Annotated in this window: 29 protein-coding genes; 17 read left to right on the top strand and 12 right to left on the bottom strand. The window is 71.0% G+C overall.

Annotated features, from left to right (window positions below; all coding sequences use genetic code 11):
- The first annotated feature begins 18 nt into the window (after positions 1-18).
- Positions 19-360 carry a glycine zipper 2TM domain-containing protein gene (locus H2038_RS11480; RefSeq protein ID WP_292113168.1) on the top strand — a complete coding sequence of 114 codons (342 nt, stop codon included), beginning with the start codon at positions 19-21 and terminating at the stop codon, positions 358-360.
- Between the two features lie 3 nt (positions 361-363).
- Here the strand turns inward: H2038_RS11480 and H2038_RS11475 are convergent, their stop codons facing one another.
- The 6 genes from H2038_RS11475 to rpsF form a co-directional block, all read right to left on the bottom strand.
- A complete protein-coding gene (locus H2038_RS11475; RefSeq protein WP_292113166.1) occupies positions 364-1,854 on the bottom strand; it encodes a replicative DNA helicase in 1,491 nt (496 codons plus the stop codon).
- 118 nt (positions 1,855-1,972) lie between these two features.
- Positions 1,973-2,344 (bottom strand): hypothetical protein, encoded by a 372-nt coding sequence (locus H2038_RS11470; RefSeq protein ID WP_292113163.1) that lies wholly within the window; start codon positions 2,342-2,344, stop codon positions 1,973-1,975.
- 53 nt (positions 2,345-2,397) lie between these two features.
- A complete protein-coding gene (locus tag H2038_RS11465) occupies positions 2,398-2,763 on the bottom strand; it encodes a hypothetical protein (protein WP_292113161.1) in 366 nt (121 codons plus the stop codon).
- Positions 2,764-2,881: 118 nt separating this feature from the next.
- Positions 2,882-3,466 (bottom strand): 50S ribosomal protein L9, encoded by a 585-nt coding sequence (rplI, locus tag H2038_RS11460; protein ID WP_292113159.1) that lies wholly within the window; start codon positions 3,464-3,466, stop codon positions 2,882-2,884.
- Between the two features lies 1 nt (position 3,467).
- Entirely contained in the window at positions 3,468-3,743 is a 276-nt protein-coding gene (gene rpsR, locus H2038_RS11455) for a 30S ribosomal protein S18 (protein ID WP_092311918.1), read from the bottom strand.
- 11 nt (positions 3,744-3,754) lie between these two features.
- Positions 3,755-4,138, bottom strand: coding sequence for a 30S ribosomal protein S6 (gene rpsF, locus H2038_RS11450; protein WP_292113153.1), 384 nt, complete (start codon positions 4,136-4,138; stop codon positions 3,755-3,757).
- 304 nt (positions 4,139-4,442) lie between these two features.
- Here rpsF and H2038_RS11445 point away from each other — a divergent pair, with 304 nt between their 5' ends.
- Positions 4,443-4,661 carry a hypothetical protein gene (locus H2038_RS11445; protein ID WP_292113150.1) on the top strand — a complete coding sequence of 73 codons (219 nt, stop codon included), beginning with the start codon at positions 4,443-4,445 and terminating at the stop codon, positions 4,659-4,661.
- A gap of 9 nt (positions 4,662-4,670) precedes the next feature.
- On the opposite strand, the gene H2038_RS11440 is transcribed toward H2038_RS11445, so the two are convergent.
- Positions 4,671-6,041 (bottom strand): D-alanyl-D-alanine carboxypeptidase family protein, encoded by a 1,371-nt coding sequence (locus tag H2038_RS11440; protein WP_292113147.1) that lies wholly within the window; start codon positions 6,039-6,041, stop codon positions 4,671-4,673.
- Positions 6,042-6,313: 272 nt separating this feature from the next.
- On the opposite strand from H2038_RS11440, the gene phaP reads away from it, so the two are divergent.
- The 3 genes from phaP (at position 6,314) to clpA (ending at position 9,612) form a co-directional block, all read left to right on the top strand.
- A complete protein-coding gene (gene phaP, locus H2038_RS11435) occupies positions 6,314-6,793 on the top strand; it encodes a phasin family protein (protein WP_292113144.1) in 480 nt (159 codons plus the stop codon).
- Positions 6,794-6,961: 168 nt separating this feature from the next.
- A complete protein-coding gene (clpS, locus tag H2038_RS11430; protein WP_292113140.1) occupies positions 6,962-7,294 on the top strand; it encodes an ATP-dependent Clp protease adapter ClpS in 333 nt (110 codons plus the stop codon).
- An 8-nt stretch (positions 7,295-7,302) separates the two neighbouring features.
- Positions 7,303-9,612, top strand: a complete 2,310-nt coding sequence (gene clpA / locus H2038_RS11425) for an ATP-dependent Clp protease ATP-binding subunit ClpA (protein ID WP_292113137.1) — start codon at positions 7,303-7,305, stop codon at positions 9,610-9,612.
- Positions 9,613-9,677: 65 nt separating this feature from the next.
- Here clpA and H2038_RS11420 read toward each other — a convergent pair whose 3' ends face one another.
- The gene (locus H2038_RS11420) at positions 9,678-9,983 is read right to left on the bottom strand and encodes a CsbD family protein (protein ID WP_292113135.1); all 306 of its coding nucleotides are present in this window, start codon (positions 9,981-9,983) and stop codon (positions 9,678-9,680) included.
- A 175-nt stretch (positions 9,984-10,158) separates the two neighbouring features.
- Between H2038_RS11420 and H2038_RS11415 the strand changes: the two genes are divergently transcribed.
- From H2038_RS11415 to H2038_RS11400, 4 genes are all read left to right on the top strand, one after another.
- On the top strand, positions 10,159-11,433 hold the full coding sequence (locus H2038_RS11415; RefSeq protein WP_292113132.1) for a sodium:proton antiporter: 1,275 nt from the start codon (positions 10,159-10,161) through the stop codon (positions 11,431-11,433).
- Positions 11,434-11,615: 182 nt separating this feature from the next.
- A complete protein-coding gene (locus tag H2038_RS11410) occupies positions 11,616-12,194 on the top strand; it encodes a DUF2239 family protein (protein WP_292113129.1) in 579 nt (192 codons plus the stop codon).
- Between the two features lie 63 nt (positions 12,195-12,257).
- Positions 12,258-12,539, top strand: coding sequence for a type II toxin-antitoxin system RelE/ParE family toxin (locus H2038_RS11405; RefSeq protein ID WP_292113127.1), 282 nt, complete (start codon positions 12,258-12,260; stop codon positions 12,537-12,539).
- The gene (locus tag H2038_RS11400) at positions 12,514-12,828 is read left to right on the top strand and encodes a HigA family addiction module antitoxin (RefSeq protein WP_292113123.1); all 315 of its coding nucleotides are present in this window, start codon (positions 12,514-12,516) and stop codon (positions 12,826-12,828) included. The genes H2038_RS11405 and H2038_RS11400 overlap by 26 nt, the downstream gene beginning before the upstream one ends.
- A 3-nt stretch (positions 12,829-12,831) precedes the next feature.
- Here the strand turns inward: H2038_RS11400 and H2038_RS11395 are convergent, their stop codons facing one another.
- Both H2038_RS11395 and cobS read right to left on the bottom strand, forming a co-directional pair.
- Complete coding sequence (locus tag H2038_RS11395) at positions 12,832-13,443, bottom strand: hypothetical protein (RefSeq protein ID WP_292113121.1); 612 nt, start codon at positions 13,441-13,443, stop codon at positions 12,832-12,834.
- Positions 13,443-14,447, bottom strand: a complete 1,005-nt coding sequence (cobS, locus tag H2038_RS11390; protein WP_292113118.1) for a cobaltochelatase subunit CobS — start codon at positions 14,445-14,447, stop codon at positions 13,443-13,445. Before cobS ends, H2038_RS11395 begins: the two co-directional genes overlap by 1 nt.
- 125 nt (positions 14,448-14,572) lie before the next feature.
- Between cobS and H2038_RS11385 the strand changes: the two genes are divergently transcribed.
- From H2038_RS11385 to H2038_RS11370, 4 genes are read left to right on the top strand one after another with little or no spacing between them, the layout of a single operon-like run.
- A complete protein-coding gene (locus H2038_RS11385) occupies positions 14,573-15,199 on the top strand; it encodes a TetR/AcrR family transcriptional regulator (RefSeq protein ID WP_292113115.1) in 627 nt (208 codons plus the stop codon).
- Positions 15,196-16,173, top strand: a complete 978-nt coding sequence (locus tag H2038_RS11380) for an HlyD family efflux transporter periplasmic adaptor subunit (protein WP_292113112.1) — start codon at positions 15,196-15,198, stop codon at positions 16,171-16,173. Before H2038_RS11385 ends, H2038_RS11380 begins: the two co-directional genes overlap by 4 nt.
- Positions 16,174-17,109, top strand: coding sequence for an ABC transporter ATP-binding protein (locus tag H2038_RS11375; protein ID WP_292113109.1), 936 nt, complete (start codon positions 16,174-16,176; stop codon positions 17,107-17,109). It begins immediately after the preceding gene.
- Positions 17,109-18,236 carry an ABC transporter permease gene (locus tag H2038_RS11370; RefSeq protein ID WP_292113106.1) on the top strand — a complete coding sequence of 376 codons (1,128 nt, stop codon included), beginning with the start codon at positions 17,109-17,111 and terminating at the stop codon, positions 18,234-18,236. The genes H2038_RS11375 and H2038_RS11370 overlap by 1 nt, the downstream gene beginning before the upstream one ends.
- On the opposite strand, the gene H2038_RS11365 is transcribed toward H2038_RS11370, so the two are convergent.
- Together H2038_RS11365 and H2038_RS11360 are read right to left on the bottom strand one after the other, a co-directional pair.
- Entirely contained in the window at positions 18,233-18,661 is a 429-nt protein-coding gene (locus H2038_RS11365; RefSeq protein WP_292113103.1) for an organic hydroperoxide resistance protein, read from the bottom strand. The genes H2038_RS11370 and H2038_RS11365 overlap by 4 nt on opposite strands.
- Before the next feature lie 52 nt (positions 18,662-18,713).
- On the bottom strand, positions 18,714-19,385 hold the full coding sequence (locus tag H2038_RS11360) for a J domain-containing protein (protein WP_292113100.1): 672 nt from the start codon (positions 19,383-19,385) through the stop codon (positions 18,714-18,716).
- A 45-nt stretch (positions 19,386-19,430) separates the two neighbouring features.
- Between H2038_RS11360 and H2038_RS11355 the strand changes: the two genes are divergently transcribed.
- From H2038_RS11355 to H2038_RS11340, 4 genes are all read left to right on the top strand, one after another.
- Positions 19,431-19,733, top strand: a complete 303-nt coding sequence (locus tag H2038_RS11355; protein WP_292113098.1) for a BolA family transcriptional regulator — start codon at positions 19,431-19,433, stop codon at positions 19,731-19,733.
- 90 nt (positions 19,734-19,823) lie between these two features.
- Positions 19,824-21,641: an ATP-binding protein gene (locus H2038_RS11350; protein ID WP_292113096.1), complete on the top strand. Its 1,818-nt coding sequence runs from the start codon at positions 19,824-19,826 to the stop codon at positions 21,639-21,641.
- A 127-nt stretch (positions 21,642-21,768) separates the two neighbouring features.
- A complete protein-coding gene (locus H2038_RS11345; protein ID WP_292113093.1) occupies positions 21,769-22,242 on the top strand; it encodes an RcnB family protein in 474 nt (157 codons plus the stop codon).
- Between the two features lie 88 nt (positions 22,243-22,330).
- Positions 22,331-23,996 (top strand): cisplatin damage response ATP-dependent DNA ligase (locus tag H2038_RS11340; protein WP_292113091.1); only part of this gene is annotated, 1,666 nt, incomplete at its 3' end.

Here is a 23,996-nt window from a genome sequence, read left to right as displayed (position 1 = left end):
GGAAGAGGAGACACCGGGATGCGGACCCTGCTGATACTCGCCGCCGCGGGCGGCCTCGCCGGCGCGGCCGGCTGCGCGACGACCGACGGCTACGCCTCGGCCTGCGAACGGGACTATGCGGAGAACCGCGAACGGGCCACGGCGGCCGGAGCTCTGCTGGGCGGAGCGATCGGGGCGGCCGTGGCCGGGGACGACGACCGCGCGACCGGGGCGGCCATCGGCGCGGCGGCCGGCGCCCTGCTGGGGCGCGAGCTGTCGGCCGAGGAGGATCCCTGCGGCTACGGCTTCGGCGGCTACAACCGCGACGGCCGCTACGGGCGTGAACGGGTGCGCTACGGGGACTATCCCCGGCGCTGGTGACGGTCAGTCCCCGTAGCCGTCGTAGCGGTGGCCCTGGGCGAGGTTGCCGAACTTGGTGGTGTCGGCGTCGAAGCTCAGCTTGACGATGCCGATCGGGCCGTGGCGCTGTTTGCCGATGACGACCTCGGCCTGGTTGCGCAGCCGGTCCATGTCCTCCTGCCACTTGAGGTGCTCCTCGGTGCCCTCGCGCGGCTCGGCGCGGCCGAGATAGTAGCTCTCGCGGTAGACGAACATCACGCAGTCGGCGTCCTGCTCGATCGAGCCGGACTCGCGCAGGTCCGAGAGCTGCGGCCGCTTGTCCTCGCGTTGCTCGACCTGACGCGACAGCTGCGACAGGGCGATGATCGGCACCGACAGCTCCTTGGCCAGGGCCTTGAGGCCGCCGGTGATCTCCGACACCTCCTGCACCCGGTTCTTCTGGCTGTTCCCCTCGCCGGTGGTGACCAGCTGCAGGTAGTCGACGATGATCAGGTCGAGGCCGTGCTCCATCCGCTTCAGGCGGCGGGCGCGGGCGGCCAGCTTGGAGATCGACAGGCCGCCGGTGGCGTCGATGAACAGGGGGCTCTCGCCGATCTCGACCGCGGCGTCGCGGATGCGGCCGAAGTCCGCGGCGTCGATCTCGCCCTTGCGCAGCTTGTCGGAGGAGACGCCCGAGGCGTCGGCGAGGATACGCATGGCCAGCTGCTCGGCCGACATTTCCAGCGAGTAGAAGGCGACCACGCCGCCGGAGACGGTCTTGCGGCCCTCGGGCGTCGGCTCCCAGCGGTAGTTGCGGGCGACGTTGAAGGCGATGTTGGTGGCCAGGGCCGTCTTGCCCATCGACGGACGGCCGGCGAGGATCAGCAGGTCCGACGGGTGCAGGCCGCCCAGTTTCTGGTCGAGGTCGTCGAGGTGGGTCGCGAGACCCGCCAGCTTGCCGTCGCGCTGGTAGGCCTCGGCGGCCATCTGCACGGCGCCCGAGAGGGCGTGCGAGAAGCTGACGAAGCCGGAGGACGGCTTGCCGGTCTCGGCCAGGGTGTAGAGCTGCTGTTCCGCCTGTTCGATCTGGTCGATGGCCGGGGTTTCCGGGGCGGGAGCCTCGCGGATGATCTGGCCGCCGATGCGGATCAGGTCGCGGCGCAGGGCGAGGTCGTAGACCACCCGGGCGTAGTCGGGGGCGTTGGCCGCCGGCGGGGCGCGGTCGACGAGGTCGGCCAGGTAGCGCAGGCCGCCGAACTCCTGAAAGGCCGGATCCTGCTTGAACCGCTCCATCAGGATGGTGGGCTCGGCCAGCATGCCCTGGCGGATGTGGTCTTCGATGGCGTCGTAGAGCCGCTGGTGGAAGGGCTCGTAGAAATGGCTGCCGCGCAGGCGGTCGCTGAGCCGCTCGAACACGGCGTTGTCGAACATCAGGGAGCCGAGCAGCGCCTGTTCGGCCTCCAGGTTGTGGGGCAGCGACGGGATCGACGAGGGATCCGTCGGCGACGGGAAGGGCAGGGGGGCGAGCGCGTTCATCGGGGACATCTTCTATCCCTGCACGCGCCCTGCGACAGGGCCGGTCGCATGCTTGTCGGGGGACAGACGGCGGGCCGCTGTGGGCAGTCGCGAATTCCGCAGACGGATCAGTAAAGGCTCAGTTGCGGCAGGGGTGACGCTCGGCCATCCAGCGCCGGATCGCCTCGGTCACGGTCTGGTCGCGCCGGTCCGCCGGCAGAGACTCGAAGCGCGCCATCAGGTCTTGCGGCGTGATGCCCGTGCCGCGGGCCGGAATGCAATGGGCCGGAACACGTCCCGCCCGCTGGGCCGCCGCCTGTTCGGCCTTGATCCGGTTGACGGCGCCCGAGACCTCGTTGACCAGCCGTCGTCCGTCCGGCCGCAGCACCGCGCTGGCGTTGCGGGGCAGACGCTCGGCGATGACGAGGAACTCGCGCACGGTCATGGCGTGCGCGGCGCCGGCGGCGAGCGCCGTGTTTGCGACGAGGGCGAGGATGGCTGTCCGGATCATGGGGCTTTTCCGGCGCTCCAGTTAGGGCCGGATCGCCGGAAAGGCAACGCTTGTCAGCGCGGGCAGGGATAGCGCTCGACCATCCATTCGCGGATCGCCTGGTCGACGCTGATCGAGCGGCGGGCGGCGGGGATGGCGTTGAAGCGGCCGAGGATGTCGTCGGGCGACAGGGAGACGCGCTCGGGCATGCAGGTCGGCGGGGTGCGCCCGGCGGTGCGGGCGGCGACCTGCTCGCGGCGGACGGCGGCGAAGCCCCCCTTCACCTCGTTCATCAGGCGGCGCGTGTCGGACCGGAGCAGGGCGGTGGGGTTGCGCGGAATGCGCGCGGCGGCGGTGAGGAACTCCTGCACCGTCATGGCCTCGGCGGCGGTGGCGAACAGGGAGGCGGCGAGGCCGGCGGCCAGGGCGAGCGTCTTCATGGATCATTCCCCTCGAACGGCGTGAGGTGAACGCGGGATTGAGGCGGAACGACGGCCAGCGAAAAGGGCGCGCCCGATGCGGACGCGCCCTTCACGGACTTCAGCGATGTCGCCGGGATCAGGCTTCCTGACCCAGGTTCTCCTGCTGGCCGGCGCCGCCGGCGATGAGGTCCTGGGCGGCCTGTTCGGCCGCCTGGCGCTCGTCGTCGAACTGCGACCGGATGACGTCCTCGCCCTTGGCCTGACGCTCGGCCTCGTCGGCCGAGCGGGCGACGTTGACCTTGACCGTGGCGCGGACCTCGGCGTGCAGGCGGACCAGCACCTCGTGGACGCCCAGGGTCTTGATCGGGATGTGCAGGATGACCTGCGACTTCTCGATCCTGCCGCCTTCGGCCTGGATGGCCTCGGCGACGTCGCGGGCCGCGACCGAGCCGTACAGCTGGCCGGTTTCGCCGGCCTGGCGGATCAGCACATAGGTCTCGCCGTCGATCTTGTCGGCGACCTTCTGGGCCTCGGCCTTGTTCTTCTCGTTGCGCTGCTCGATGGCGGCGCGTTCGACTTCGAAGGCCTTGAGGTTGGCGGCGGTGGCCCGGCGGGCCTTGTCGCGCGGCAGAAGGAAGTTGCGGGCGAAGCCGTCCTTGACAGTGACGACGTCGCCGATGGCGCCGAGGTTCTCGACGCGTTCGAGCAGAACGACCTTCATCTTACTTCACCACGTAGGGCAGGAGGGCCAGGTAGCGGGCGCGCTTGATGGCCTTGGCCAGTTCGCGCTGCTTCTTCTGGGAGACGGCGGTGATGCGCGACGGGACGATCTTGCCGCGCTCGGAGATGTAGCGCTGCAGGAGCTTGACGTCCTTGTAGTCGATCTTCGGCGCGTTCGGGCCGGAGAACGGGCACACCTTGCGGCGGCGGAAGAACGGACGGCGGGCCGGGCCGGAGCCGGCCGGCGCGCCCGGGGTCGGGGCGGTGGTGTCGGTCATGATCCGGTTCCTCAGGCGGCTTCGGCGGCGTCGTCGCGCGGACCGCGCTCACGCTCGCGTTCACGTTCACGCTCGCGACGGGCGAGCAGGGGCGACAGTTCGAGGTCCAGTTCCTCGACCCGGACGGTCAGCCAGCGGAGCACGTCCTCGTTGATCGACAGCTGACGCTCGACCTCGGCCATGGCGGCCGGCGGGGCGTCGATGGCGAGCAGCGAATAGTGCGCCTTGCGGTTCTTCTTGACCCGGTAGGTCAGGTTGCGCAGACCCCAGTACTCGATCTTGGCGACGGCGCCGCCGTTCTCCTCGATCAGAGCCTTGATGGTGTCGTTCAGCGCTTCGGCCTGCTGCGCCGAGATATCCTGGCGCGTCATGACCGTGTGCTCGTAAAGAGCCATGCGGTGGTCTCCCGTGGGGGGCGTCGGCGCGGGCGGACCGGGCAGTCCGTTCCACGATGGTTCCCGAAGCGGCGGCCGGACCGGTTGTCCGCACCCTTTGGCGTTCCGCGCCGGGACCGAAGCCCTGGAAAGCGGGGGCGTATAGGGGAAAAGGGGACGCTCCGCAATCCGGCTTGTGCTCCTGTCCGGGGCGGGTTCCCTTGCTCACCGTCCGCGTACACGCCGGAAGCAGGGGCGTGTCGCGGCGGAAACTCATGGGTGCGCGGTGCTCGTTCTTGATTTCGACATCGAAGGCAGGGGCGGGGTGCAGTTCGAACTGCATCAGCCGCAGCTGGCGCCGGAAATGCCCGCCTGGGCGTGCCGGGTGACGTGGCGAGGACTCCTGAACGGAGAGACGCAGGTGTTCGGCGCGACCAGCCTGCAAAGCCTGGATCTGGCGACGGCGTTCATCGCGCGGGAGATGACCGCGGCCTTTCCCGGGGACCGGATTTCGCAGGCCGGCGCGCCCTGGTTCCCGCACTGAGGCGGCGGATTACTCCGGGCGCACGACCATGCAGGTGACGCGGCGCTCGGCCAGGGCGGCGCAGGCGGACTGGGCGGCGGCCTCGGTCATGCCGGTGAAGCGCGAGCGATACCAGCCGGAGGCGTTCTGGACCGAGCGCCCGGCGTTGGCGAACTGGCTGCGGAAGCGGCGGTTGACCTCGGTCAGCCAGTCGCGGGCCGCCGCCTCGTCGCGGAAGGCGCCGACCTGCACCATCCAGCCGCCGCCGGTCTCGCGCGGCGGGGTGCGGGCGGGGCGGCCGCCGGCCGGCGCGCCGTTGAGGGCGGCGGTCATGTCGGAGCCGGACGCGTCGGCGCGCAGCAGGGCGGCGACGGTGCGGCTCTCGGCCGGCGCCGGGGCCGGCGTGGCGGGCGCGGCGGGCAGGGAGGCGTAGGTCACCGGGGCGGAGCCCTCGTCCTCGTCACGCTCGAGCGAGGCGTACTGAACCGGCCCGCCGTTGTCGGAGCCGATCCCGAAGCCCCGCTCCTCGAAATAGGTCTGGGCGACGCGGATCAGCTGGCCATTGGCGCGGGCGCGCTCGACCTCGAAGCCGGTGTTCATCAGCTCGGCCACGTGGGCGTTGCGGCTGGCGGTGGTGCGGCCGCCGAGCACGATGGTGATCAGCCGCTTGCCGTCGCGGACCGCCGAGGCCGCGAGGTTGTAGCCCGAGGCGTTGGTGTAGCCGGTCTTCATGCCGTCGTAGCCGGCGCCGGTGCGCAGCAGGCCGTTGGTGTTGCGGTACTCGCGGCCCTGGTAGACCCAGTCGTGGAGGCCGAAATAGCGGTAGTACTGCGGGTAGTCGCGCATCACGGCCCGGGCGAGGATGGCGAGGTCGCGGGCGCTGGTCAGCTGGCGGGCGTCGGGCAGGCCGTTGGGGTTGACGTAGCGGGTCTGGGTCATGCCCAGCTGGCGCGCCTTGAGGGTCATCTGGGCGGCGAAGCGGGCCTCGGAGCCGCCGACGTGCTCGGCGATGGCCATGGCCATGTCGTTGGCGCTGCGCACCGCCGTGGCCTTCATGGCGTCGTCGAGGGTGATGGTCTGACCGGCGGCCAGGCCGAGCTTCGACGGGGGCTGGCTGGCGGCGCGGGCCGAGACGGTGATCACGTCGTCCAGCTTCACCCGGCCCTCCGACAGCGCCTCGAAGGTCAGGTAGAGGGTCATCACCTTGGTGATGGAGGCGGGATAGCGGCGGCTGTCGGCGTGGCGGGCGAACAGTACCTCGCCGGTCTCGGCGTCGACCACGATGGCCGCATAGCGCAGGTTGTCCGACGACTGGGCGACCAGCGGCGGGGAGGAGGGGACCATCGCCAGGGAGGCGACCAGCAGGACGGTCAGGAATCCGCGGCGGATCAGTGCGATCATCGGCAAAGCACAGGCCTCGTTACTGTGGCGCGACGGCGGCCCCCCGGCGCGACGCTGATCGGACGCTACCATGCCCCTCCGGGGTTTCATGAGGGTAAACAGGGCGTCAACGGATTTGTGAAGCCTTCGCCCGCGGCAGGCGATTGTGCACTGCACAATGCCCCCTTGACCTTTCTTCGCACTTGCACCATATGCCGCTTGTCGCCGCGGAAGCTTCCGCAGCGGAATACAATCACAGCGGCCAAGCCGCGACAGGTTCAGGAGAGACTTCCATGGCCGACAGCGCCGAAACCGTGAAGAAGACCGCCGAAACCGCCAAGGCCGCGACCGACAAGGTCCAGGCCCAGGCCGAGAAGATCCAGGCCGCGGGCGCCCAGGCGTTCCGCGAGGGCGTCGACAAGTCCGTCGCCGGCCTGGCCGAACTGAACGCCGAGGGCAAGAAGAACCTCGAGGCGCTGGTCGCCTCGGCCACCGCCGCCCAGAAGGGCGCTGAGGCCATCTCGGCCCAGACCCTGGCCTACAGCAAGAAGAGCTGGGAAGACGGCGTCGCCGCCGCCCAGTCGCTGGCCGCCGCCCGCTCGGTGCAGGAGCTCGTCGAGCTGCAGACCTCGTGGGCCAAGACCGCCGCCGAGACCTACCTGGCGGAAGTCACCCGCATGACCGACGTCTTCACCGCCTCGGTCAAGGACAGCTTCAAGCCGATCAACGAGCGCGTCACCGCCTCGGTCGAGAAGTTCCAGGCCGCCCGCTGAGGCGACCTGAAGTCCGCGTAGCGTACGGAAGGCCCCGGCGGAGACGCCGGGGCCTTTTTCGTCGTGCGACGGGCTTCGCCGGCGCCCACTCAAACGTGTGACTGGACGGACCTCGCAAAGCGTCCGACAGTTTCCTATCTGTCCATCACTCCCCCAACCGGACAACGAATGCCGCCGTCTCGTAAGGTCGGTGATCCCGCCGGAGGCCCCGGGGCCGCCACGATCACCGAAACAAAGCCGAAGCTTCAGAGGCCCTCGCTCTACCGGGTGCTGATCCTGAACGACGACTACACGCCGATGGAATTCGTCGTCTATGTGCTGGAGCGGTTCTTCGGAAAGAGCCGCGAGGACGCCACCCGCATCATGCTGCACGTGCACCAGCATGGCGTCGGAGTGTGCGGCGTCTTCACCTACGAGGTGGCCGAGACCAAGGTCGCCCAGGTGGTCGAGACGGCGCGGCGTCACCAGCACCCCCTGCAATGCACGATGGAAAAGGACTGAGAGGATCCATGCCCTCGTTTTCCCGTCCTCTCGAAGAGACCCTGCACCGCGCGGTGCACTACGCCAACGAGCGCCGGCACGAGTACGCCACGCTCGAGCACCTGCTGCTGGCGCTCGTCGACGACCCCGACGCGGCCAATGTGATGACCGCCTGCAACGTCGACCTGACGGCGCTGAAGACCGCCCTGACGCTGTACGTCGACACCGACCTGGCGGCGCTCGCCACCTCGGACGGCGACGACGCCAAGCCGACGGCCGGCTTCCAGCGGGTGATCCAGCGCGCCGTGATCCACGTCCAGTCCTCGGGCCGCGAGGAGGTCACCGGCGCCAATGTGCTGGTCGCCATCTTCAGCGAGCGCGAGAGCCACGCCGCCTACTTCCTGCAGGAGCAGGACATGACGCGGTATGACGCGGTGAACTTCATCGCCCACGGCATCGCCAAGAAGCCGGGGGCGGGCGAGACCCGTCCGGCCAAGGCCGCCGGCAGCCCCGAGGACGCCGAGGACGCCGCGGCGGCCAAGACCGGCGGCGAGGCGCTGGACGCCTACTGCGTCGACCTCAACGCCAAGGCCCGCGAGGGCAAGATCGACCCGCTGATCGGGCGGACCGCCGAGGTCGAGCGCTCGATCCAGATCCTGTGCCGGCGGACCAAGAACAACCCGCTGCTGGTCGGCGACCCCGGCGTCGGCAAGACCGCCATCGCCGAGGGCCTGGCGCGCAAGATCGTCAAGGGCGAGGTGCCGGACGTCCTGAAGAACGCCACCATCTACAGCCTCGACATGGGCGCGCTGCTGGCCGGCACCCGCTACCGCGGCGACTTCGAGGAGCGCCTCAAGCAGGTGGTCAAGGAGCTGGAGCAGCACGAGGACGCGGTGCTGTTCATCGACGAGATCCACACGGTGATCGGGGCCGGCGCCACCTCCGGCGGGGCGATGGACGCCTCGAACCTGCTGAAGCCCGCCCTGGCCTCCGGCGCGCTGCGCTGCATGGGCTCGACGACCTACAAGGAGTACCGCCAGCACTTCGAGAAGGACCGGGCCCTGGCGCGGCGCTTCCAGAAGATCGACGTCAACGAGCCGACCGTCGACGACACCATCCGCATCCTGAAGGGGCTCAAGACCTCGTACGAGGGGCACCACAAGCTGCGTTACACCGATGCGGCGATCCGCACGGCGGTGGAGCTGTCGGCGCGCTACATGACCGACCGCAAGCTGCCGGACAAGGCGATCGACGTGATCGACGAGGCCGGGGCGTCGCAGATGCTGCTGCCGGAGTCCAAGCGGAAGAAGGTCATCGGCCAGAAGGAGGTCGAGGCCGTGATCGCCCGCATGGCGCGGATCCCGCCGAAGTCGGTGTCCAAGTCCGACACCGAGTCGCTGCGCGAGCTGCAGGCCGACCTGAACCGCGTGGTGTTCGGCCAGGAGGCGGCGATCGAGCAGGTCTCGGCGGCGATGAAGCTGGCCCGGGCCGGCCTGCGCGACCCGCAGAAGCCGATCGGCGCCTTCCTGTTCTCGGGCCCGACCGGCGTCGGCAAGACCGAGGTGGCGCGCCAGCTGGCCTCGACCCTGGGCATCGAGATGCTGCGCTTCGACATGTCCGAGTACATGGAGCGGCACACCGTCTCGCGGCTGATCGGCGCGCCTCCGGGCTACGTCGGCCACGACCAGGGCGGGCTGCTGACCGACGCCGTCGACCAGCATCCGCACGCCGTGGTGCTGCTGGACGAGATCGAGAAGGCGCACCCGGACGTCTACAACATCCTGCTGCAGGTGATGGACAACGGCCAGCTGACCGACGCGGTCGGCAAGAAGGTCGATTTCCGGAACGTCATCCTGATCATGACCACCAACGCCGGCGCCGCCGACAATGCGCGGGCGGCCATCGGCTTCGGCCGCGGCAAGGTCGAGGGCGAGGACGACAAGGCCATCCAGCGCCTGTTCGCGCCGGAGTTCCGCAACCGGCTCGACGCCATCGTCGCCTTCAAGGCGCTGGACGCCGGGACCATCCGGTCGGTGGTGACCAAGTTCGTGCTGCAGCTGGAAGCCCAGCTGGCGGACCGCAACATCACCATCGAGCTGACCGACGAGGCGGCCGACTGGCTGGCCAAGAACGGCTTCGACGAGCTCTACGGGGCGCGGCCGCTGGCCCGGGTCATCCAGGAGCACATCAAGAAGCCGCTGGCCGACGACATCCTGTTCGGGCGTCTGACCCGCGGCGGGCATGTGAAGGTCGAGCTGAAGGACGGCAAGATCGTCTTCGACGTCACCGGCCCCGCCGGCGCGCCGGCGAAGGAGACCGCGGACCAAGCGGCGGGCTGACCGGCCCGCCCGCGACACAGGCCCCGGCGGCGACGCCGGGGCCTTTTTCGTATGCGGCGCGCCGTCTAGCGGCGGCGGCCCATGCCGCTGAGCAGGATGGCCAGGCCGGCGACGATGCCGGTGGTCAGCAGCGGCTTGCGGCGGGCGAAGTCGAGGCCGGTGCGGGCGTGGCCCTGGACGCCGGCCGGCGCCTTCTCCACCAGACCGTCGAGGCCGTCGAGGACCCGGCCGTAGGCCTGCTGGGCCTGGCCCTTGGCCTGCTTCAGCCGGCCCTCGATCTGCATCTTCGCGTCCCCGGCGAACTTGCCGGAGGCGGCCTGGACCTTGCCCTCCATCTCGTTGGCGACGCCGTCGATGCGCTGGTCGGTCATGGGAGTTCCCTTTCCTCGATGAGGTGAGCCTTTGGTCCTGCGGAAGCGCGGCCGGCGGGCGGCGGTTCCGGACGCGGCGATCGGGCGCATCGTCGCCCGCGCAGGCGCGCGGATCGGGTGGGCGAGCCGGGCCCGGGCGTCTAGACAGGAGCCGGACGCCCGCCGGAGACCCGCCATGCACGCCGCCCTCTCGCCCCTCGACGCCGCGGCCATCCTGATCGTCCTGTCCGCCGCCCTGGGGTGGTTCAACCACCGCTTCCTGAAGCTGCCCTCGACGGTGGCGCTGACCATGATGGGGGCGCTCGCCTCGGTGGTGGTGATCATCGCGGACCGGCTGCTGCCGCAGAGCGACCTGGGCGGGGTGGTCGGCGGCTTCCTCGAGGACATCGACTTCCACGAGACCCTGATGGAGGGGATGCTCTCCTTCCTGCTGTTCGCCGGGGCGCTGCACGTCGACCTCGACCAGCTGCGGCGGGGGCGGTGGCAGATCGCCCTGCTCAGCACCATCGGCGTGGTCGCCTCGACCGTGCTGGTGGGCGGCGGCTTCTGGCTGCTGACCGGGCTGATGGGCGTCGCCGTGCCGCTGGCCTGGTGTCTGGTGTTCGGGGCGCTGATCAGCCCGACCGACCCGGTGGCGGTGATGGGGGTGCTGAAGACCGCCCGGGTGCCGCCGACCCTGCAGGCGACGATCGCCGGCGAGAGCCTGTTCAACGACGGGGTCGGGGTGGTGATCTTCTCCATCCTGCTGGCCTCGGCCGCCGCCGGGACCGCCTTCTCCCTGCCGCACGCGCTGGAGCTGTTCGTGGTGGAGGCCCTGGGCGGGGCGGTGCTCGGCCTGGTCGTCGGCTGGATCGGCTACAGCGCCATGAAGGCCATCGACGACTATGCGGTCGAGGTGCTGGTCAGCCTGGCGGTGGTCATGGGCGGCTATTCGCTGGCCTCGGCCCTGCACATCAGCGGGCCGGTGGCCATGGCCGTGGCCGGGCTGCTGATCGGCAACAAGGGGGTGGCCGAGGCGATGAGCGACACCACCCGCGACTATCTGCTGAAGTTCTGGGCCCTGCTCGACGAGGTGCTGAACGCGGTGCTGTTCCTGCTCATCGGGCTGGAGGCGGTGGTGCTGGCGGAGCGACTGGGCCTGCTGGGGCTGGGTCTGCTGACCGTGCCGCTGGTGCTGGCGGCGCGGGCGGCCTCGGTGGGGCTGCCGCTGCTGGCGTGGCGGCGTCTGCTGCCGTTCGGCCTGGCCTTCCCGACCATGACCTGGGGCGGGCTGCGCGGCGGCATCTCCATCGCCCTCGCCCTGTCGCTGCCGCCGGGGCCGATGAAGGACGTGCTGCTGGCGGCGACCTATGTGGTGGTGCTGTTCTCGGTGCTGGTCCAGGGCGGCACGATCGGCGCGGTGGTGCGCCGCCACAGCCGCGTCGCCCCGCCGCCGCCGGAGATCGCCTGAGGGTTTCACCCGGGCGATATTGATCGCCCGGTTGGGTCCGGGTAAATCCGGAAGAACAGGGGCCCGACGGTCCCGTGAGTCCCGAATGCGCACCGTCGCCGGACCTCTGTCGCGCCCGGAGGAAAGCCTGCGCGCGCCCTGCGCCGGAAACGGTCGCAGGCGCGGCCGCTGAGGAGGTTTCCATGCCCATTCCCGCCGATCTGCCCGTCGTCGCCTTCGTCGGCGACCGCCGCATCGCCCGCGCGCCGCTCTCCCGCGCCCTGCCGGCGATCCACGCCGCCGCCGTCCGGGGCGGGGCGCCGGCGGTGTTCGAGCTGGTCAGCGGCCGGCCGGTGGATCTCGACCTGCGCAGCCTCCAGACGGCGCGCGCGGCCCTGGCCCCGCCGCCGGCGCCGGAGAAGCGCGGGCCGGGTCGGCCGAAGCTGGGCGTGGTCGCGCGCGAGGTGACCCTGCTGCCGCGCCACTGGGATTGGCTGGCGGCCCAGCCGGGCGGCGCCTCGGTGGCGCTGCGCAAGCTGGTCGAGGCGCAGATGAAGGCCGGGGAGGGGCCCGAGCGGGCGCGCCGGGCGAAGGAGGCCGCCTACCGTTTCATCACCGCCATGGCCGGGGACCGGCCGGGCTACGAGGAGGCGACGCGCATGCTGTTCGCCGGCGACTGGACGGCGTTCGACGCGGCGGTGGCGGGCTGGCCGGCGGATGTGCGGGAGACGGCGCGGGAGATGGCGGCGGGGGCGTGGCGGAACGGGGCTAGCATTCCGTGATACGCCCGGCTGTGGGCCCACCTGCTTGCCACGTATAACGTTATACGTTATAGAGAGAGGGGAATGATCCGAAGCTTCCGCGACCGCGAGACGGAGCGCTTCTGGGCCGGGATCGCCTCGCGGCGATTGCCGCCAGATATCCGGCGCGTGGCGCAACGGAAGCTGGAGCTGATCGAGGCGGCCTCGCGGCTGGACGACCTGAGACTCCCGCCGGGCAATCGGCTGGAGTCATTGTCCGGCGATCGGAAAGGTCAGCACTCTATCCGGATCAATCAGCAGTGGCGGATCTGCTTCCGCTGGATCGATGGAGGCGCTGAGGATGTCGAAATCTGCGACTACCACTGAGGTGGTGGTGGATCCGGTGACGCCAGGTGAGATTCTGCTGGAGGAGTTCATCCTCCCCGCCGGGCTGAGCCAGACCGCGCTCGCCAACGCCATCGGCGTATCGCCGCGGCGCATCAACGAGATCGTGCTGGGCAAGCGGGCGATCACCGCCGACACCGACCTGCGGCTGGCCCGCTACTGGGGCATGAGCGAAGGGTTCTTCCTGCGGCTCCAGAACAGCTACGATCTGCGCGTGCAGCGGTCGAAGATGGGTGCGGCGCTGGAGCTGATCAGGCCCAGGGCGGCCTGAATTCTACTCCCGTTCCGCAGGCGGGGCGGAACGGGCTGCGCCTCCGAAAAGAAGGGCGACCGTCGCCCGCGCAAGCCGGCGATTGCGTTCCGCACGAGCCGGATCGGGATCAGGTTCGAGTTCTGTGGGCCATGTCGCGCCTTCCGGCTTCGCGATGTGTTTGCAGAGGTTCAGCGCCATCTGCCTGCGAAGAACATCAAAGTTGCGGTCGTGGCGGTCGATATCGCCGTCGTCGTCGCGATCCTCATGGGTCGGCAGGGAGGTGTGCGTGCTCCAATGCGCCGGCTCCGGCTCCGGCGGCTCCAGGGTGTGCACTTCTGGCTGACCGTCGTCCCCGACGATCGTGACCTGCATGCTGCCGATGCGAGTTTCTTCGGCCTCCCGCCAGCCCGTGAAGACGGTGAAGGGCTCTACGTGGCCGTGGATCTCGGCCAATCCGCAACCGACCCGTCCATCGCCTCGCGCGGGATCTCTGAAGTCGACAGACAGCACCCGAGCGGCTGGCGCTTCCGAGACCAGCCGGGCCAGCAACTGCTCGTCCGTCGGCCTCGGCGGCCGATCCCCGGTACCCGCCTGCACAAGGGCGATCCCCGCGAGTATCGAGTGGAGCAGCATCACCCCACCTTCACCCGCGTCGCCGCTTCCGGCAGATCCTCGCCGAACGCGCGCTGGTAGAACTCCGCGATGGTCGGGCGCTCCAGCTCGTCGCACTTGTTGAGGAAGGTGAGGCGGAAGCCGAGGGCCACGTCGCCGCCGAAGATGATGGCGTTCTGGGCCCAGGTGATCACCGTCCGCGGCGACATCACCGTCGAGATGTCGCCGTTCATGAAGGCGTTGCGGGTCATGTCGGCGACGCGGACCATGGCCGCGATGCGGCGCTTGCCCTCGGCGTCGTTCCACTCGGGCACCTTGGCGGCCACGATCTCGGCCTCGACGTCGTGGTCGAGATAGTTGAGCGTGGTGACGATGTTCCAGCGGTCCATCTGACCCTGGTTGATCTGCTGGGTGCCGTGATAGAGGCCCGAGGTGTCGCCGAGGCCGATGGTGTTGGTGGTGGCGAACAGGCGGAAGAAGCGGTTCGGGCGGATCACCCGGTTCTGGTCGAGCAGGGTCAGGCGGCCCTGGGCCTCGAGCACCCGCTGGATCACGAACATCACATCGGGGCGGCCGGCGTCGTACTCGTCGAACACCAGGGCGATGGGGCGCTGCAGCGCCCAGGGCAGCATGCCCTCGCGGAACTCGGTGACCTGCTTGCCGTCCTTCAGGACGATGGCGTCCTTGCCGACAAGGTCGATGCGGCTGACGTGGCTGTCGAGGTTGACGCGCACCAGCGGCCAGTTGAGGCGGGCGGCGACCTGCTCGATGTGGGTCGACTTGCCGGTGCCGTGATAGCCTTGGACCATCACGCGGCGGTCGAAGGCGAAGCCGGCGCAGATGGCGAGCGTCGTCTGCGGATCGAAGCGGTAGGCGTCGTCGATGTCCGGCACATGGCTGTCGCGGGTGTCGAAGGCCGGCACCACCATGTCCGAGTCCACCCCGAACATCTCGCGCACGCTCACCTTGCGGTGCGGTTCGAGGGTCAGCAGCGGATCGGGGGAGGAGTCGAGGGGGGAGGTCATGGGGGCACACTTAAGAGGGCGGCCGCGCCCGGTCCAGCGCCAGCGGACGCCGGCTGGAAGAACGCCGCTTTACAGACGGCGGCCCCGGCCGTAATAACTGACGCGTCAGTCAGCAAGAGGGCCGGATGCTCCCGCCCGGCGAGCCGAAATTCCGTCGCCGACCCGCGGACCGCCCGGCCGAGATCCTCGCCGCCGCGCTGGAGGTGTTCGCCGCGCGCGGCTTCCAGGCGGCGCGGCTGGAGGAGGTGGCGAAGCGCGCCGGCGTCTCGAAGGGCGCGCTGTACCTGTATTTCGAAACCAAGGCCGACCTGTTCCGGGCGGTGGTGACGGACGCGATCTCGCCGAACATCGACCGGGTCAGGGCGGTGGCCGCCGCCGACCTGCCGCTGGAGCAGGTGGCGCGCCTGGCCCTGCCGATGCTGGCGCGGCAGGTGGTGAGCGACCGGCGCATCACCGGGGTGGTCAAGCTGGTCATCGCCGAGAGCCGCAACCATCCCGAGCTGGCGGCCATCTGGCGCGAGACCGTGGTCGAGCCGGGGGTGCAGCTGATCAGCGGGCTGATCGCGAAGGCGCAGGCCCGCGGCGAGGTGCGGGCCGGCGATCCGCGCCTGTTCGCCTTCGGCCTCATGGGGCCGATGGTGCTGTCGATGGTGTGGCGCGAGACCTTCGAGCCGGTCGGGGCCGAGCCCGTCGACGTGGTGGCGCTGGCGGAGCAGCATGTGGAAACGGTGCTGAAGGGGATGCGGCCATGAAGCGTCTGCGGCCGGTGCTGGCGATCGCCGGGGTGATCCTTGTCGGGCTGCTGGTCTGGGCGCTGGTCGCCCGGGACGGCGGGCCGCGGGTGCTGACCGGCTATATCGAGGGCGAGCGGGTCTATCTGGCCGCGCCCGTGTCGGGGGCCGTGGCCGAACTGTACGTGCGCGAGGGGGAAAGGGTCGCCGCGGGCGGCCGCACCTTCCTGATCGACCCGGCGGTGCAGCAGGCCCAGGCCGGGAGCGCGGCGGCGGCGGTGGGGGCGGCCGAGGCGCGGGTCGAGGACCTGCGCAAGGGGCAGCGCGCCGAGGAGCTGTCGGTGTTCGAGGCGGAGCTGCAGGCGGCGCTGGCGGCGGAGCGCCAGGCCGAGGCGGACTTCGCCCGGATCGAGCCGCTGGTGCGGCAGGGGATCTACGCCCCGGCGCGGCTGGACCAGGTGCGGGCGGCGCGCGATGCGGCGCGGGCGCAGACGGCGGCGGTGCGGCGGCGGCGCGAGGTGGCGACCCTGGGCGCCCGTCGCGACGCGGTGGCGGCGGCCGAGCGGCAGGCGGAGCAGGCGCAGGGCGGCCTGGCCGAGGCGCGGGCCCGGCTGGGCCAGCTGGCCCCGGCCGCGCCGGCGGCGGCGCGGGTCGAGGAGATCTTCTTCCGCCCCGGCGAGTGGGCGGCGGCCAACCAGCCGGTGCTGGCCCTGCTGCCGGACAACGAGGTCCGGCTGGTCTTCTTCGCGCCCGAGGCGGAGATGGCGCGCTACCGGCCGGGCCGGACGGTGCGCTTCACCTGTGACGGCTGCGCGGGCGAGGGGCGGGCGCGGATCGCCTGGGTCAGCCCGCGGCCGGAGTTCACCCCGCCGGTGCTGTACAGCCGCGGCAGCCGCGACCGGCTGGTCTACCGCATCGAGGCCCAGCCGGAGGGGGCGGCGACGCTGAACCCGGGCCTGCCGGTCGACGTGATCCCGCTGGCCGCGGAGGACTAGGTGGCCGCCGCGGACCCGGTCATCGACGTACGCGGGCTGAACAAGTCGTTCGGCCGCCTGCAGGCGGTGAAGGACTTCGGCATCGTGGTGGAGCGGGGCCGCATCTGCGGCTTTCTCGGCCCCAACGGGGCGGGGAAGACGACGACGCTGCGCATGCTGTGCGGCCTGCTGCGCCCGGACAGCGGCGAGGGGACCGTGCTGGGCTTCGACGTGCTGCGGCAGTCGCGGGAGATCAAGCGGCGGGTCGGCTACATGACCCAGAAGTTCTCGCTCTACGAGGACCTGTCGATCGAGCAGAACCTGACCTTCACCGCGCGGGTGCACGAGCTGGACCGCCGGCGCGAGCGGGTGCAGGGGGCGCTGGACCGGCTGGGCCTGACGGCGCGGCGCGCGCAGCTGGCGGAGACCCTGTCGGGCGGCTGGAAGCAGCGGCTGGCGCTGGCCGCCGCCACCCTGCACGGACCGGACCTGCTGCTGCTGGACGAGCCGACGGCGGGGGTCGACCCGGAGGCGCGGCGGACCTTCTGGGACGAGATCCACGCGCTCGCCGCCGACGGGATGACGGTGCTGGTCTCGACCCACTACATGGACGAGGCCGAGCGCTGTCACGAGATCGCCTATATCGCCGGCGGCCGGACGCTGGCGCGCGGCACGGCCGAGGCGGTCATCGCCGCCTCGGGGCTGGTGACCTTCCACGCCGAGGGGCCGGGCGCGGACCGGCTGGCCCGCGAGCTGAAGCAGGGCGCGGGCGTCGACATGGCGGCGGCGTTCGGGACGGTGCTGCACGTGTCCGGGCGCGACCGGGCGGCGCTGGAGGCGGCCATCGCCCCGTACCGGCGGCCGCCGCTGGTCTGGACCGAGACGCGGCCGACGCTGGAGGACGTGTTCATCCAGCTGATCCACGACCGGGCCGCGGCGAAGGCGGAGGCGGCCTGATGCTGTCGCTGACGCGCACCTGGGCGGTGATGGCCAAGGAGTTCGTGCAGCTGACGCGCGACCGGCTGACCTACGCCATGATCCTGATGCTGCCGATCGTGCAGTTGCTGCTGTTCGGCTACGCCATCAACGACGACCCGCGGAACCTGCCCACGGCGGTGCTGGTGCAGGACCAGGGCGGCTTCTCGCGCGCCGTCCTGACGGCGCTGGACAACAGCGGCTACTTCGCCGTCACGCGGGCGGTGCGCAGCACGGCGGAGCTGGACCAGGCCCTGGCCCGGGGCGAGGCGCAGTTCGCGGTGATCATTCCGGCCGACTTCACCCGCCGGGTGGTGCGCGGCGACCGGGCGCAGATCCTGGTGGAGGCCGACGCCTCCGACCCGTCCGCGACCTCGGGGGCGGTCGCCGCCCTCTCGCAGCTGCCGCAGCAGGCGCTGGCGCGGGAGCTGACGGGTCCGCTGGCCGGGCGGGCGCCGGGCGCGCCTCCGTTCGAGGTCGTGGTCCACCGCCGCTACAATCCGGAGGCGATCACCGCCTACAACATCGTGCCCGGCCTGCTGGGCGTGATCCTGTCGATGACGCTGGTGATGATGACCTCGCTGGGGATGGCGCGGGAGCGTGAGCGCGGGACCATGGAGAGTCTGCTGGCCACCCCCGTCCGGCCGGTCGAGGTCATGGTCGGCAAGCTGACGCCCTATGTGCTGGTGGGGCTGGTGCAGGCGACGGTGATCCTGGTGCTGGCGCGGGTGCTGTTCGCGGTGCCGATGAGCGGCGGCTGGCTGGCGCTCGGCGCCGGGCTGCTGCTGTTCATCGTCGGCTCGCTGGCGCTGGGCTTCCTCATCTCGACCCTGGCCCGGACCCAGCTGCAGGCGATGCAGATGAGCGTCTTCTACATGCTGCCGTCGATCCTGCTGTCCGGCTTCATGTTCCCCTTCCGCGGCATGCCGGACTGGGCGCAGGCGATCGGCACGGCGATCCCCGTCACCCACTTCCTGCGGGTGGTGCGGGGATCGCTGCTCAAGGGCGTCGGGCTGGAGAACGCCGGGCACAGCCTGCTGGCGCTGCTGCTCTTCGTGCTGGTGGTCGGGACGCTGGCGATGCTCCGGTACCGGACGACGCTGGACTAGGCCGCGCCGAGCCGCACGTCGACGTTGTTGCGGGTGGCGTTGGAGTAGGGGCAGACGGCGTGGGCCTTGCGGATCAGGTCGTCGATGACCGCCGGCTCCAGGCCGTGGTCGACGACCTGCAGCTCGATGTCGAGGTTGAAGCCCTCGCCGCGGGTGTTCCTGCCGAAGCCGACGGTGGAGCGGACCCTGGTGTCCGGCCCGACCGGCGTGCCCGCCTTGCCGGCGACGAGGCGCAGGGCGCCGAGGTAGCAGGCGGCGTAGCCGGCGGCGAACAGCTGCTCGGGGTTGGTCCCGTCGCCGCCCTTGCCGCCCATTTCGGTCGGGGTGGACAGGCGGACGTCGACCTTGCCGTCGTCGGTGGTGGCGCGGCCGTCTTCGCGGCCGCCGCCGCTGGCGACAGCGTGGGCGCGGTACAGGACTTCCATGGCGGATCTCCTTCGGTGGGGCCCCCTGAGGTAGGCGCCGCCGCCGGGGACGCTAGGCCAGCCCGGCCTTCTTGAGGGTCTTGTAGGCCTTGATCACCCGCTGGAGCTTGGCCTCGGCGCCCCGGTCGCCCTTGTTCAGGTCGGGGTGGAAGCGCTTGAGAAGCTCGTGGTAGCGGGCCTTGATGGCCTTCCTGTCGGTGCGGACGTCGAGGTCGAGGTCGGCGAGCGCGGCGCGCTCGAGGCGCCCGAGGCGCAGCTCGTCCTGGCCCTCCGGCGCCGCCTGTTCGCGGGTGCGGCGGCCGAACAGGCCGAAGCTGTCGCGCCAGTTGCCGGCGCCCTGGGTGTTGGCCGTGCCCATCTTGGCGGCGAAGGCGGCGGCCTCGCGGCTGAACTTGCCCGCCTTCATCTCCCAGGTCGGGCGGCCGCCGGTCATGGCCTCGTTCTCCTGCGCGGCGCGGATCTCGCCCTCGCTCATGCCGGCGTAGAAGTTCCAGCCCTTGTTGTATTCGGCCGCATGGCCCTGGCAGAAGTCGTAGAAGTCGTTCAGGCGCTCGCGCGACTTGGGCGCCCGGGCGGTCGCGGGGCGACGGCACTCCGGCCACTGGCAGGCCTTCTCGCCCGGCTTGAGGCCGAGCACGTCCGCCGCCGCCGCCTCCTCTTCGGGACGCGGGGGCTTGACCCGCATGTCCTTGAAGCGGGGCTTGTATTGAAAGGCGGACGACATCTCCCGAAGTGTAAGGGCGAATTGGTCCGCAACAAGGAGTCGGCGATGAGCGAAGGTCCGATCGCGCAGAAAATCCGGGAAAAACTGATCGCCGGCCTGTCGCCGGAGCGGATCGTCATCGAGGACGACAGCGCGCGGCACGCCGGTCACCATCACGAGGGCGGGATGGACGGGCGGTCCGGCGGCGAGAGTCACCTGAATCTGACGGTGGTGGCGGGGGCCTTCGAAGGGCAGGGGCGGGTGCAACGCCAGCGGGTGATCACCGGCCTGCTGCGGGAGGAACTGGCCGGGCCGGTGCATGCCCTGTCGATCCGCGCGCTCACTCCCGCCGAGGCCGGTTCCGCATAACGCCGTTCGTCGCACGGCCGTCATCGTTCATTTCGTCTTAGAACCTTGGACCTAGCGTTTCGCCGGGTTCAGGTTCGGGGGGCGCGCGCCATGGTGGAAGCGGACGGCATCGGCAAGGCCGCAGGCGATCCGGATGCCGGCGAAGCCGCCCAGGCGCTGCGGGCGATCCTGCAGACCCAGTATCTCCGTTATCTGATCATCACCAGCTGGGCCGTCGGCCTGCTCGCCACGGTCGGCATCAGCGCCGCCGCGCTATGGTTCGTCGGCACCCTGGCCGCCGGGGCGGTTCGCGGCGCGTTCGAGAAGCGCATCAGCCAGCGCGTCGGAACCGGCTGGGGTCTGGTGTTCCCCGCCGTGGCCACCGCCACCACCGCCGCCTGGGCGGCGGCGCCGTTGCTGGCGTGGTTCTCCGGCGCCGCCTTCGGGCCGGCCCTCGCGCTCGCCCTGCTGGTGTCCGGCTATGTGCTGGTGTTCGCCCAGCTGCGCAGCTCGCCGCGGCAGGCCATGCTCATCTCGTCGCCCTACGGCGTGGCCGCCCTGATCATCGCCGGCAGCCTGTGGGGCACGCCGCAGTTCTGGCAGTTCCTCGCCATCGTGCCGTTCACCGCCGCCGGCCTGTTCGTGCTGGTGATGATGACCATGCTGCGCGAGGAGCGCATCCGCGCCTTTCAGGAGCACCAGGCCCATCTGATCGAGGAGCTGGAGGCCGCCCGCGACCGCGCCAACGCCGCCTCCGACGCCAAGTCGAACTTCCTCGGGGTCATCTCCCACGAGCTGCGGACGCCGATGAACGGCGTGCTGGGCGCGGCGCAGCTGCTCAACGCCACGCGGCTCGAGGCCACCCAGCGCGAATACCTGTCGATCATCCGCAACTCGGGCGACAACCTGCTGTCGCTGCTCAACGACATCCTCGACATGACCAAGATCGAGGCCGGCAAGATGACCTTCGAGATCGTGGACGTGGACGTCGACGATCTGCACAAGCGGGTCACGGGCCCCTTCCAGGCCCAGGCCGAGGCGAAGGGCCTGACCTTCACGGCGCAGGTCGAGGGCGACGTCCCGGCGGTGGTGCGCGGCGACCCGCTGCGCGTCTGCCAGGTGATCCACAACCTGCTGTCGAACGCCGTCAAGTTCACGGACGCCGGCGAGATCGTCTACACGGTGCGCGGCGAGAGGGTCGGCGATCGCCGGGTGCGCTTCGACTTCTCGGTCCGGGACTCCGGCGCCGGCATCTCGGAAGAGGATCTCGAACGCCTGTTCCAGCCCTTCACCCAGGTGGACGCCTCGTCCACCCGGCGGTTCGGCGGCACCGGCCTGGGCCTGACCATCTCGCGGCGCATGGCCAACATCATGGGCGGCGACATCACCGTCGATTCCCGGCTGGGCGAAGGTTCGACCTTCACCTTCACGGTGGAGGCCGACGTGACCGAGTGGGCGCGCCAGGAGGAGGCCCGTCCGATCGTCGCCGAGCTCGACGGGGGCCAGTCCCTGAGCGTGCTGGTGGTCGAGGATCACCCGGTGAACCGCATGATCCTGGAAGCGTGGATGGCGTCCGCCGGGCACCGCTCGGCCACCGCCGAGAACGGGCAGATCGCCGTCGATGCGGCGGGCGAACGGCGCTTCGACCTGATCGTGATGGACGTCAACATGCCGGTGATGGACGGCCTGACCGCGACCCGCGCCATCCGCGCGGGGGAAGGCCCGAACCGGGAGACGCCGATCGTGGTGCTGTCCGCCTCGGCCCGGGTCGAGGACCACGAGGCCGGTCTGGAGGCGGGCGCCGACGCCTACCTCAACAAGCCGATCGACTTCGCCGCCCTGGCCGCCGTGATGAACCGCGTCGGCGCCGGCCGCGCGGCCGTCCGCGCCCTGGTGGACAACGGCGAGAGGCAAACGGCGGCGGCCTGAGCAAACACGTCCGAAAAGCGGCCCCCGGCTGAACCCCGGATGAGGCCGCCCGTTCAGGCGCGGCTCAACGGCGGGACTCCATAGTGCGGGCAAGTCGAAATCCTTCGGCCGCACCCGGAGACATCCCATGAAGAAGTTCGTCACCGCCGCCGTCGCCGCCACCCTCGCCCTCGGGTCCGTGGGCGTGGCCTCCGCCGCCGAGGCGCAATCGCGCGGCGATCGCTATGAGCAGCGCCACGATCGGCGCGAGTACCGTCAGGACCGCCGCGAGGATCGTCGTGAATGGCGGCAGGAGCGCCGCGAGGACCGCCGCGACGCCCGCCAGCAGCAACGGGCCTACGCCCGCTGGCAGCAGGCGCAGCGCCGGTACGCCGCTCCCCGCTACGTGGCGCCGCGCGGCCATGCCTACCGGCAGTGGTCGTACGGCCAGCGCATGCCCTACGCCTACCGCAGCAGCGGCTATGTCGTGAACGACTACGCCCGCTACGGTCTGGCCCGCCCGCCCCACGGCTACGAGTACGTGCGCAGCGGCAATGACGTGGTCCTCGCCGCCGTCGCCGGCGGCCTGATCACCGCGGTGATCGCCGGCCTGTTCAACTAGGACGGCCGCCCCGCACATCGAGGCGCCCCGGAAGGAGACTTCCGGGGCGCTTTCGCGTTTGGGGAAAGCTGTGCCTTGATGGGGTCCGATGCGCGCCTTCGCCGAACTGCTGGACCGTCTGGCCCTGACCGCCTCGCGCAACGCCCGGCTGGTGCTGTTGCGGGACTATCTCCGCGTCACCCCGGATCCGGACCGGGGCTGGGCGCTGGCCGCGCTCACCGGCGACCTCAACTTCGACGCGGCCAAGCCGGCGATGATCCGCAAGGCCGTGGAGGCGCGGGTCGATCCGGTGCTGTTCGGCTGGTCGCGCGACTACGTCGGCGACATGGCCGAGACGGTGGCGCTGATCTGGCCCCGGCAGGCGGAGGTCCGGCCGAACCGGGAGCCGGGGCTGGGCGAGGTGGTCGAGGCGCTGCGCACCGCCGGGCGCGGCGACGTCCCCCGCCTGCTGGAGGGCTGGCTCGACGCGCTGGAGCCGAAGGGCCGCTGGGCGCTGCTCAAGCTGATGACCGGGGCGCTGCGGGTCGGGGTGTCGGCGCGGCTGGCCAAGACGGCCGCGGCCATGATGCGGCCGGCGCTGGCCTCGGAACCGCCGGATCCCGAGGGCGGGGAGGGGCTCACGCCGCTGGAGCCGGTCGAGGCGTCGGAGATCGAGGAGCTGTGGCACGCGATCACCCCGCCGTACGCGGACCTGTTCGCCTGGCTGGAGGGGCGGGCCGCGCGCCCCAGCGCCGATGCGCCCGGCCGCTTCCGCCCGGTGATGCTGGCGGTGGCGCTGGACGAGGCCGTCGATCTGCCGCGCCTCGATCCCGCGGACTATGCGGCCGAGTGGAAGTGGGACGGCATCCGCGTGCAGGCGGTGCGGGAGGGCGGGGTCGAGCGGCTCTACTCGCGCACCGGCGAGGAGATCGCCCGCTCGTTTCCGGACGTGATGGCGGGGCTGTCCTTCGAAGGCGCCGTGGACGGCGAACTGGTGGTCTGGCGCGACGGGGCGGTGGCGCCGTTCGCCGACCTGCAGCAGCGCCTGAACCGCAAGACCGTCGATGCGAAGGTGATGGAGGTGCAGCCGGCGGCGATCGTCGCCTACGACCTGCTCGCGGAGGACGGCGAGGACCTGCGCCCGCTGCCGCTCGAGGCGCGGCGGGCGCGGCTGGAGGCGCTGGTCGCCCGCGGGGGACCGCGGCTGCACCTGTCGCCGGTGGTGCCCTGGGCCGACGGAAACGAGCTGGCGCGGCTGCGCGCCGATCCGCCGGTCGGGGCGGCGGCGGAAGGCCTGATGCTCAAGCGCCGGGACAGCCCCTATGTGGCCGGCCGGCCGAAGGGGCCGTGGTTCAAGTGGAAGCGCGACCCGCACGTCATCGACGCGGTGCTGATGTACGCCCAGCGCGGCAGCGGCAAGCGCTCCAGCTTCTATTCGGACTACACCTTCGGCGTCTGGACGGAGGGCGGGGCCCTGACCCCGGTGGGCAAGGCCTACTTCGGCTTCACCGACGAGGAGCTGAAGCAGCTCGACAAATTCGTGCGCGACCACACGGTGGAGCGCTTCGGGCCGGTGCGGTCGGTGCGCGCGGAACGGGACTTCGGCCTGGTGCTGGAGGTGGCGTTCGAGGGGCTGCAGCGCTCGGGCCGCCACAAGTCCGGCGTGGCCATGCGCTTTCCGCGGATCAGCCGCATCCGCTGGGACAAGCCGGCGCGGGAGGCGAACACCCTGGACGACGTGATGGACCTGCTGGACGCGATCGAGGGCGGGGGCG

The sequence above is a fragment of the Brevundimonas sp. genome (genome assembly GCF_013912005.1).
Lineage (GTDB): Bacteria > Pseudomonadota > Alphaproteobacteria > Caulobacterales > Caulobacteraceae > Brevundimonas.
This window is presented reverse-complemented; position numbering and strand designations above follow the sequence as displayed.